Below are 9,741 nucleotides of genomic sequence, written 5' to 3'. Positions count from 1 at the left end.
TGCACGGAAGTCCCGGTCGCCTCCTCAAGCGCCCGCACGGAGGCCAGGTTGATCACCGAGATCGCTTTCATCATGACCGGCGAGACCACGCCGACATCCGTGAATTTGTGGCCTGCGGCCGAGACCAGGCGGGGGCGGCCTTCAGTCGCTTCGCCCAGATAAGCCGCCATGAAATCCTCGATCGCCTCGCGGCCAGAAACTAACTGGGGACGGGAAGGGGCCGACTCCCGCCGAGCGTCGTCGGAAGAATCCGGGAAGCGGCCATTTAATTCAAGATGGTGAACGTTGCTTGTCGGCCAATGCCGACGTTGGAGAGGACTTGGATCTACGTCGGCAGTGAGACGGATTGCCGACGGTGGCGGCATCGAGCGGCCGGTCGGCAGCTTCCTGCATCAGCGAACTCACACTCCCGCCCCTTCCCCACCGCTAGATAGTTGGCCGTCTTAATGTCTCTTACCGGAATAGAACGGCCGCTTGAAAGACAAGCGCCGATACAGGCGATCGGCTGGAATTGTCCGCCATCAGCACTTTCAGCCAGTCATGCAGGAAGAAGTCAGACTCCGATGCACTCGTTCGCTTTTCGCATCGCGTGACATAGGCCGGTCTCAACGGCAAACCGCGTGTAAGATCGTTCGAATACTGCCACCGTGGCCGATTGCTGTAATTCGAACGCCGCTTGCTTCATCCGTACGAATGTGCATGTGTTGCCGGGAGACGATGCTATGCGCGTACTGCTCGTCGATGATCACGAACTCTTCAGAGCCGGTCTCGGACTACTCATCAAGGAGCTTTTCCCTGATGTCGAACTGCTGCATGCGAGTACGTTGTCGCATGGAGTCGATCTCGCGATGACCGAGCAGCCGGACATCGTTTTTCTCGACCTCGAACTCCCTGACGGGCACGGTTGCGACGCGCTGGTCCGGTTGAAAGACGCACGATCATCCTTGCCCGTGGTCGTCGTATCGGCTGATGAAAGCATGGAGACGGTCGGTCGATGCCTCGAACTCCGCGCGATGGGCTACGTGCCGAAATCGTCGTCGCCCGAAGCGCTCCATGCCGCGATCGTTGCCGTGCTTTCAGGCGGCGTGTTCCTGCCCGCGGCGAGCATCGCCGGGCTGAGGCGCGCGATCGACATCGCCGAGGCACCGCCACGCGAATCAGCACGAGCCCAGCCGACGAACGGCGGCGCCGACCCTTGGAACGCTCCGCTGCTTGGACTCACGCCGCGTGAGCACGAAACACTTGCATGGCTCGTACGCGGGCTCCCTTCCAAAGCCATCGCGTCGAAGATGGGGCTCGAAGACATCACTGTGCGCAAGTACATCAGTCATCTGCTTGCGCACTTCAACCTGCGGCGCCGCACTGAACTCATCGTGATGCTGGCCGACAAGGGCATAACACTCGGGACGCTATCGGTCACCGATCCTTCGCGAGATCGAGACTCACCTTCCGATGGGCCGCAACGAACCGGCTGATATTCGCCACCAGATCTTCCGGTGCCGAGGACTTGCGCAGCAGCACGAATGGCTCCGGAAAGTCGCGAAGCACTTGAGCGGAGAGTAACTCGCCCGTGATGAATGCGACCGGAATAACGCCCGCCCACGCGAAGTGACGCCTGATCCGATCGGCAACCTCCTTGCCCGAGGCCCCATCGCGCAGCCGGATATCGGTCACGATAAGATCGGGAATGCGGCTATCATCGGCGAGAATGGCTTCAAACCCGGCCATCGACTCCGCGGCCTGCACAAGCGAGCCCGCGTTCGAGAAAAGGCGTCTCAGGCCTTCGAGGACGGTTGGTTCGTCGTCACACAGCAGCATGAACGTGCCGTTGAGATCGGGACTGTAGAGGTCGCCATACGGATTCGTCTCAGCAGCCGGCTGCGATGCCGCAACGCGTGCGTAGAGCGAAAAGCGCGATCCGCGCCCTTCGACCGATGCGAAACTCATGGTGTGTCCCGGCAGAATACGAACTACACGCTGCACGATCGATAGCCCAGGCCCAGCCCTTTCGAACGGTCGCGCCCCGGATTGTTGATCTGATAGTACTCGGCAAAAATCGCCTCCCGATGGGCGGGCGCAATGCCGATTCCGGTGTCCCATACATCGACGCGCAGCCGTTCATCCAACTGCACCCAGCCAAGCACGACGCCACCCGACGACGTGCTCTTCATCGCGTTCGATACGAGATTGGATATGGCCCGCTTGAAGAGTGACCGGTCGGTCTCGATGGACGGCGGGGCCATTCGTCGCCGCGCGAGTCTGAGATCGATTCCCCGCAACTGGGCCGTCTGCCGGTATTGCTCGAGCACCTCGGTCAACAGGTTGAGCGTATTGACCGACGTCAGGCGGGGAACATACGAGCCCAACTCGCTATAGTCCTGGATGTCCTTGAACATGTCGAGGATGTCGGACGCGGTCTCCTGGATGACGTCGAGGTCGCGTTCCACCGCGTGTTCGTCCCTGATCCTCGTCCGGGCACTGCGGATGAAAAGGTTGATCGCGGCGAGCGGCTGCTGGATGTCGTGATACGCCGACGAAAAGAACCGCTCCTTCTCCTTGACGAGTTCCTGCATGCGCTTGTTCTGTTCGTTGACCGCACGCGACGCAGCTTCAACGCGCGCCTTGGCCGCGCGCAAGTTGCGCTGATACATGAATTCGCGTCTTGCCGAACGTTCCAAAGGAATACTGACAACCAGCCCGATGGCATACGTCAGCGGCACGCTCGTGCCGTGCGCAATCACCGACGACAGGTGCATGCCGAACCTCTCGCCCGGAGGTTGGAGGTAGAGCATGAGCAGATAGCTCGCGACGCAAAGCCCGACCAGCCACGCTGCCGTGATGGCCCGAAGCCGGAACGCCATGAATATCGTGAACAGGGTAAGCGTCAGGATCGAATAGTGTTCATGCCACGGCAGGTCGACGATCTGCAGCATTCTGAGGGTGGCCAGCCAGGCGCTGAGCGTCCACATGCAGAGCAGCCCGACGGCCCAGCGTTCGTCGAGTGCGCGCGGGGTCCACAACAGGACGGCCACGCCCATGCCGATCGCCGCAGCGGTTCTCACGAAAATGAGTTCGTTGTGGTGCAGGTAGGTGGGATCGAGTATGTCGAGCCGCCCGAAATCACGGATGGAAAAAACGATCCATAACGCGGTGAAGATAGCGATGGCCAGTCTTCGCTGTCCGGAGAAGCGCCGCGCGTAGTCCATCCGGAACGCACGTTCCTGAGCCGCCAATCTGAACCTGCGCACCCAGAGGCCCGACGATCTCATGGCGATACCCGATCAGGAATGTCGCCGTCCGCGGATACGGCAGCGTGACATTCAAACAGAATAGCAGGACGTCATTCGAGTCCGAATACACAAATGTAGCGGTACGAATGTGCCTGTCTGCTTCCGGATTCCTACATCTTTCGCAGCTCGATTTCGGGCGCCCGCCTACCTACGTGGGTGTCGGCGGCGTCGGCTGTCGTCGAAAATCAATATGACAGCGCCGGGAAACGGGAGTCGAGAAATCCTGCTTCCTGGCATTTACGAGGAGGTTGTCATGAAATCAGTCGTTATTGTGGTTGCCGCAGCGTCGGCGCTTTCCTTCCCTCTTTTCACGTTCTCTCAGACCGATCCGACACCGACACGTGCCCAGGTGCGGGCGGAGCTACAGCAGCTCGAACAGGCCGGGTATGATCCGGCCAAAGGGGAGGATGCGAGTTATCCGAGCGGCATCCAGGCGGCGGAGGCACGGATATCGACCCAGAGCCCAACGGCGTATGGCGGCGTGCCCTTCGGCTCATCGACGTCCGGGTCCCGCGCGGTCGTTCGCCCCGCCTCTACCGAAGACATGAAGCAACTCTATTTTGGAGGCGAGTAGTACCGTCCCCTTCTTCCCGCTGTCGTGTGCCACACCGGAACCGCTGCTTGATCAATCGCGGAACGACTTGTGCGCCGGAAATGTCAATCTTCGGCGCACGCCGGAACTTAGGAGCGGTTGCCTCCCTTGCGCCGCGATCCCAGCGACCATTGCCTTGCTGCTGGGATTCTCGATTGTCCACGAACGGGCCGGAACTAACCGGCGAGCTTCCGTCTTCCGTAAGCGCCACTGAAGCGGCCGTCGAGATTTATCGGGCTTGAATGACCCAGCAGGGTCGGACAGTGTCGGTCGGCTATTTGAACTCATCGGTCCAAAGCGGCCACTGGAATTCAGCGGACCGGAAGCAGCCAGTCGGCAGTGCGTACTCCCGACCCCGAAGAGACATTCAGCTAGCTCGTAAGCGGTCGTTCACCTCGTACAAACGATGGGGTTACAGGCGTACAACCCATGATATATCGGAAGAACACAAAGGGCGACGAGCGCTCGATTTGAGCCTCGCTACGGAACTGCCTCCAGCCAGCCCGGATGGCTTTAACCGTTCGCGATGTTGAACCGCACTCAGCCTGCAACCAGTCGAAAAGTGCGGCTCGAATAAGTGCACGTTGCATCTGTGCAAAGAGCTCAGGCGTGTCAGCGCTCTCGTCAAAGCGGAACCGTTGACGACGCAAGCGCCGCCTTGCGATGCCCACCGACTGTCCACGCAATCGCGGTCCCGATTGTGAGAGCTAACAGGCATGCAGTCGGAACAAGCATTGGTGCCACATGGCTATGACTAACTTTGCCAACGTACGGCATCAGGTTCTGTGCGAAAAACCCTCCGAGATTGCCGATGCAGTTGATGGCGGCGACACTTGCCGCGGCTCGAGCGCCGGAAAAGAAGCGCGGGGGAAGCGACCAGAAACAAGGGTACAGCAGAGGAATACAGGCGCCACCCACACACAGGGCGATGAAGCGCAACGAGACGGTCGGCAATACGAGGCTGGAGGCAAAACATACAACGCCGATGCCTGCGACCACGACCATTGCTTTTAACACCACCTGTTCACGTTTGAGCTTCCCGGGAAGCCAAAGGAGAAGAAGTGTCGCGAGTGCCCACGGAATCATGTTGAGCAGGCCGTTGACGCTCGACGAAACGCCCCAGCTCTTGACCAGCGTAGGCAACCAGTACGTAACACCGTACAGCGACGTCGACATCAGCATGTAGGTTGCTGCGAACATGAGAACCTTCGGGTCAAGCAATGCCGCCCATGGCCGGGACTCCTTTGCTTCCGGGGACGCTTCGCGCACAAGCGCTGCGACCACAATGTCCTTCTCATCCTGAGAAAGGAAGTTCGCTTCCTTGACGGAGCTCGGTAGATATCTAAGTGCTACGAAGGCAATCAGTATTGCCGGAAGACCGGTGGCAAGGAAGACCCATTGCCAACCCGCCAGTCCCAGTGTTCCGCCCAAGGAAAGGAGCAGCCCTCCGACCAGCGCGCCAAGCATGTTTGCCAGCGAACTACCGAGGGTAAAAAGGCCAAGCACACGTGTCCGGTAGCTTTGAGGAAACCACTGCGTCAGGTAGTAAATGACGCCTGGATAGAACCCCGCTTCAGCAACGCCAAGTGCAAACCGGAACGAATAAAAAACTGGCAGGGACCGTGTGAACGCCATTAGCACTGTAACGATGCCCCACGTAATCATGATGCGAGCGAGCCAAGTCCGGGCCCCGAAACGATGAAGCGCCAGTGTGCTGGGCACCTCAAACAGGAGGTAGCCAATGAAAAACAGCGACGCTCCAAGGCCATACGCGGCTTCCGTCATGCCGAGTGCCTGAACCATTTCCAGTTTCGCGAAGCCGACGTTCTGCCGGTCGATGAATGCGATGAGAAACATGACAATCAGCAGCGGCATCAGCCGCCATGCCATTTTCTTCATTACCTGCTGCTCACGTGTTACGGACGTAGACATGTTCGTTCCGGTTCCATGCCCGCTGCCGCCCGACTGGCGTTTCGAAAAACTGTCAGTCTGGCGAAAACAGGCAGATTGATATAGTCATATATATGTTTGTATGTTTGAGGTCGGGCTGCAATGAGGTATAACCCGGACGAGCGCACGCAAGCGAGTTGCGGCCGCACCTGGCGAGCAGCGATGTATTCGGCAAACGAGGTGTAGAGCCTGAAAGTCGCGGGAAAGTGCGACTTGCCGGGTGACAGAGAGTCAGTTCGCGTTGTCGGTCCCTTTCACGGCACCGAACGCGGCGAGGGAGTCGCGTTGTCAGCGAATATCGACCTGATACTGGAACGCTGCAGCAGCACCACGCGTGGTGCGCCATTCAATAGGCGTCCCGGCGAAATCGGATGCCACACGGTGCACAAGGATTACCGGGCTGCCAACGTCGATATGCAAGAGCGCTGCATCAGCGTCCGTCGCCTGTTCGACGTTCAGGATCTCGGTTGCGGATGCGACGATTTGGCGGCAAAGCCGCTCGTAAAGCGGATAAAGCAAATCCTCGAAGCTACCAAGGGGCAGCGTCGCCAGCGCTTCGAAACGGCTTCGAGGTAGCCATATTTCTTCCGACAAAACGGGTTGTCCGTCAATCAGTCGTACCCGTGAGAGATGAACAGCCTTCTCCGTCGCCTTCATCCGCAAGGTTGAGCGAATCGTCTCGTTTGGCTTGACGACGTCGCGGCTGAGCACCTTCGCCGTCGGTCGGACCGGCTTCCCGTCAGCTGACTTGAACCGGAAGAAGCGGAACAACGACGAATCAAAGCGCGGGCGCCGCACAAACGTCCCCTTTCCCTGGGTGCGGGTGAGCACTCCGTCGGCTACCAGCAAATCAATGGCTTTCCGAAGTGTGCCGGTCGACACGTTATAAAACAGGCTGAGTTCCGCCTCTGTGTCGATTGCCTTTTCTGGCGCCCACTCGCCCTCCGCGATGCGGCGCACCAGGTCATCGCGCAGCTGCTGGTAGCGCGGCAATCGACCGTCTGGCTTGGCCGAGAACGACTGCATATCCATGATTCATATAGTTGTTCACAGGAATAGTCACTGTACAACATCTGCAGGGACAAGGGTAAATCCCCAATGACTTCTTCGTCGAGGTGCCTAAACTAAACATACAGTCATATACATGAATATATGAATTTACCGTGGAGACGGCGATGTTCACCTGGTACAAGCAAGGCACACCTCTCGAACGCAGCACCTTCTGGGGATGTTTCGCGGGTTGGGGCCTCGATGCTCTCGATGTGCAGATGTTCACCCTGGCAATCCCCGCAATCATCGCAGCGTACGGCATCGACCACACGCAGGCGGGCGCAATCAGTGGCGTGACGTTGGTGTCATCGGCGATGGGCGGCTGGTTGGCAGGCGCCCTGTCCGACAGGATTGGTCGTGTCCGGACGCTGCAAATTACGATTCTCTGGTTTGCCAGCTTCACGTTCCTCTGCGCCTTCGCCCAGAGTTTTCCTCAACTACTGGTCCTGAAGGCCCTGCAAGGGTTCGGGTTCGGCGGAGAGTGGGCTGCAGGCGCCGTGTTGATGGCTGAGACCATCCGGACGGAACACCGCGGCAAGGCCATGGGCGCGGTGCAGAGCGCCTGGGCTGTCGGCTGGGCCGGCGCAGTGCTGTTGTATGCCGCAGCTTTTTCGTGGTTGCCGTCAGACACGGCGTGGCGTGTCATGTTCGGTGTTGGCCTGCTGCCGGCGCTTCTCGTCCTTTACGTCCGCCGCAATCTCCGCGAACCTGTGCGCGTTGAGCCGTCTCGCGCTGAACCAGCGGTTTCTGTGTGGGGGCAAATCGCGCAAGTATTCCAGCCGCGCGTCATCAAGACCACCGTTATCGGGGCGATTCTGGGCACAGGCGCACACGGCGGGTACTATGCCATCATGACCTGGCTGCCGACCTTCCTCTCCAAGGAAAGACATTTGCCGGTCCTTAACACTGGTGGGTATCTTGCGGTTGTTATCGTGGCTTTCTGGTGCGGCTGTATGGCGAGCGCTTACCTGCTCGACCGTATCGGACGGCGTCGCAACATCGCATTTTTTGCATTTTCTTGCATCGTCACTGTGCTCGCCTACGTGATGCTTCCCTTGAGCAACACGGAAATGCTTGTTCTGGGCTTCCCGCTAGGCTTCTTTGCTGCCGGTATACCGGCCAGTCTGGGCGCACTCTTTAACGAGTTATATCCTTCGGACATGCGCGGGACAGGCGTCGGCTTTTGCTACAACTTCGGTCGCATCGCCTCGGCGGGTTTCCCGGTGCTGGTCGGGTACATGAGTCATTCGATGTCGCTGGGAGCAGCGATTGGCATCGATGCCGCAATTGCGTACGGGCTGGCGATGGTTGCCGTGTTGCTGCTTCCCGAAACGCGCGGCAAGCGCTTGCGGCCGTCCGGCGTCGAGCAGGCTTCACAACTGGTCGCCGGCGCTGAATTGGCGCTTGACCATACCCGGAGCCAGCGATGACCGAGGCACCATCCATCGCGCGGCCACGGCTGCCGCGCGTTGACACGCACGCGCACGTGTTTGCCCGGACTCTGCCGCTGGCGGACGGACGGCGCTACGCACCCGACTATGACGCACCGCTGGACGCCTACCTGAAGCTTCTGGACGAGAACGATATTGGCAATGCCGTCCTTGTCCAGCCCAGCTTTCTCGGCACCGATAACAGCCATCTTTTAAAGGCGCTGACCAGCGACATTAGCCGGCTGCGCGGTGTGGCAGTCGTGTCGCCCGAAATTTCAGAAGACGACCTGCAGCGGCTGAACTGCCAAGGTGTGACGGGCGTGCGTCTGAACCTTGTCGGGAAGACGCTCCCCAAGCTGGGCTCGGCGCCATATCTAACGCTTTGGCGGCAGTTATCGAAACTAGGCTGGCATGTTGAGTTGCACAGGGAGGCGTCGGACCTGGCGCCGCTCGTCAACACTTTGCTGGATGTGGGCTTGCCAGTCGTCGTTGACCATTTTGGCCGCCCTGACCCGGACAGCGGCACACGCGACCCGGGGTTTCGCGACCTGTTGGAGTTTGGTCCATCTGGCCGCGTGTGGGTCAAGATTTCGGGCGCCTATCGGTGCTCGGTGCTGGACTCGAGGTTCATGCGCGATGCCACGGACCAGCTCATAGACGCATTTGGCGCCGAACGTCTGATGTGGGGTAGCGACTGGCCACACACGCAGTTTGAACATGCGACGAACTACAGCCAAACGCTTACCGCGTTGCTGGACTTACCTCTTGCGCCCGCGATTGTCGAGGCAATCCTGTGCTCAACCCCGCACTCGTTTTACGGGTTCGACAAAGGCCCCGTGAGGGATATTGTCCCGACGACACCGACTTCTCAACTCACTTCCTGAGATCATCCTGCTAGTCACCGGTTTGTTGCACGGCGTCAGATTGCTGCAGTTCGTGGGCTTTCCGACGCCCGAGATTCTGGGTCCGGACGCTAGCGAAGAACAGATTCGAGCGATGCTGAAAAAGCGCGGCATGATTTTCGTCTAGCCGGTTTTCAAGGGTGGTGTTGGCAACACGCGCCAACGTCTATCTCGACGGCGTGCCTGCCTGGGCGGAGCTCAACTGGCTCGGTCGGGAAGTCGAGATTGGCGGGGTACGCTTTCGCGGGGCCCTACCGACGCGGCGCTGTGTCGCCATCAACGTCAACCCCGAGACCGCCACACGCGATGCCAATCTGCCGAAAGCGATCATGCAGCATTTCGGCCATGCCGATCTCGGCATTTAAGTTCCCCTTGTCGGGCCCGACGCGGTTTGGCCGAACCCGGAAGATCGTCGCAAGCCGCACCGCCAACGTAAGCGTGGCACCAGCAACGTCTTGACTGGAGATCGTGATGTTCAGCCTGGGGTGCGGAGCTGCTCTGCGATGGCCCACGGTACGAGTTCATCG

The 9,741-nt window shown here is 59.5% G+C and carries 9 protein-coding genes; 5 read left to right on the top strand and 4 right to left on the bottom strand.

The features are described 5' to 3' along the window. Window positions 1-722 precede the first annotated feature (722 nt). Entirely contained in the window at window positions 723-1,475 is a 753-nt protein-coding gene (locus tag B0G73_RS39635; RefSeq protein WP_106286462.1) for a response regulator transcription factor, read from the top strand. Here B0G73_RS39635 and B0G73_RS39630 read toward each other — a convergent pair. After that, window positions 1,417-1,947 (bottom strand): response regulator, encoded by a 531-nt coding sequence (locus B0G73_RS39630; RefSeq protein ID WP_106286461.1) that lies wholly within the window; start codon window positions 1,945-1,947, stop codon window positions 1,417-1,419. The two genes, B0G73_RS39635 and B0G73_RS39630, sit on opposite strands and share 59 nt — an antisense overlap. A gap of 23 nt (window positions 1,948-1,970) precedes the next feature. Then, entirely contained in the window at window positions 1,971-3,206 is a 1,236-nt protein-coding gene (locus B0G73_RS39625; RefSeq protein ID WP_181196779.1) for a HAMP domain-containing sensor histidine kinase, read from the bottom strand. A 337-nt stretch (window positions 3,207-3,543) separates the two neighbouring features. Here B0G73_RS39625 and B0G73_RS39620 point away from each other — a divergent pair, with 337 nt between their 5' ends. Then, complete coding sequence (locus B0G73_RS39620; RefSeq protein WP_106286463.1) at window positions 3,544-3,864, top strand: DUF4148 domain-containing protein; 321 nt, start codon at window positions 3,544-3,546, stop codon at window positions 3,862-3,864. A gap of 642 nt (window positions 3,865-4,506) precedes the next feature. On the opposite strand, the gene B0G73_RS39615 is transcribed toward B0G73_RS39620, so the two are convergent. Continuing rightward, window positions 4,507-5,814, bottom strand: a complete 1,308-nt coding sequence (locus tag B0G73_RS39615) for an MFS transporter (RefSeq protein WP_106286459.1) — start codon at window positions 5,812-5,814, stop codon at window positions 4,507-4,509. 306 nt (window positions 5,815-6,120) lie between these two features. Continuing rightward, complete coding sequence (locus tag B0G73_RS39610) at window positions 6,121-6,858, bottom strand: GntR family transcriptional regulator (protein WP_374957061.1); 738 nt, start codon at window positions 6,856-6,858, stop codon at window positions 6,121-6,123. Between the two features lie 149 nt (window positions 6,859-7,007). On the opposite strand from B0G73_RS39610, the gene B0G73_RS39605 reads away from it, so the two are divergent. The 3 genes from B0G73_RS39605 (at window position 7,008) to B0G73_RS39590 (ending at window position 9,579) form a co-directional block, all read left to right on the top strand. After that, window positions 7,008-8,312, top strand: a complete 1,305-nt coding sequence (locus B0G73_RS39605) for an MFS transporter (RefSeq protein WP_106286457.1) — start codon at window positions 7,008-7,010, stop codon at window positions 8,310-8,312. Next, window positions 8,309-9,196: an amidohydrolase gene (locus B0G73_RS39600; protein ID WP_106286456.1), complete on the top strand. Its 888-nt coding sequence runs from the start codon at window positions 8,309-8,311 to the stop codon at window positions 9,194-9,196. Before B0G73_RS39605 ends, B0G73_RS39600 begins: the two co-directional genes overlap by 4 nt. A gap of 164 nt (window positions 9,197-9,360) precedes the next feature. Beyond that, window positions 9,361-9,579 (top strand): MOSC domain-containing protein, encoded by a 219-nt coding sequence (locus B0G73_RS39590; RefSeq protein ID WP_219907345.1) that lies wholly within the window; start codon window positions 9,361-9,363, stop codon window positions 9,577-9,579. The last annotated feature ends 162 nt before the right edge of the window (window positions 9,580-9,741 follow it).

Source organism: Paraburkholderia sp. BL25I1N1, from assembly GCF_003002025.1.
In the GTDB taxonomy this organism is placed as follows: domain Bacteria; phylum Pseudomonadota; class Gammaproteobacteria; order Burkholderiales; family Burkholderiaceae; genus Paraburkholderia.
The sequence above is the reverse complement of the archived record's forward strand: the minus strand, read 5'-3'. Positions and strand labels throughout refer to the sequence as shown.

Coding starts and splice junctions, on each gene's coding strand:
- B0G73_RS39610 (WP_374957061.1), bottom strand. CDS start 6,858: ATGCAGTCGTTCTCGGCCAAGCCAGACGGTCGATTGCCGCGCTACCAG.
- B0G73_RS39600 (WP_106286456.1), top strand. CDS start 8,309: ATGACCGAGGCACCATCCATCGCGCGGCCACGGCTGCCGCGCGTTGAC.
- B0G73_RS39635 (WP_106286462.1), top strand. CDS start 723: ATGCGCGTACTGCTCGTCGATGATCACGAACTCTTCAGAGCCGGTCTC.
- B0G73_RS39630 (WP_106286461.1), bottom strand. CDS start 1,947: ATGAGTTTCGCATCGGTCGAAGGGCGCGGATCGCGCTTTTCGCTCTAC.
- B0G73_RS39615 (WP_106286459.1), bottom strand. CDS start 5,814: ATGTCTACGTCCGTAACACGTGAGCAGCAGGTAATGAAGAAAATGGCA.
- B0G73_RS39605 (WP_106286457.1), top strand. CDS start 7,008: ATGTTCACCTGGTACAAGCAAGGCACACCTCTCGAACGCAGCACCTTC.
- B0G73_RS39620 (WP_106286463.1), top strand. CDS start 3,544: ATGAAATCAGTCGTTATTGTGGTTGCCGCAGCGTCGGCGCTTTCCTTC.
- B0G73_RS39625 (WP_181196779.1), bottom strand. CDS start 3,206: ATGGACTACGCGCGGCGCTTCTCCGGACAGCGAAGACTGGCCATCGCT.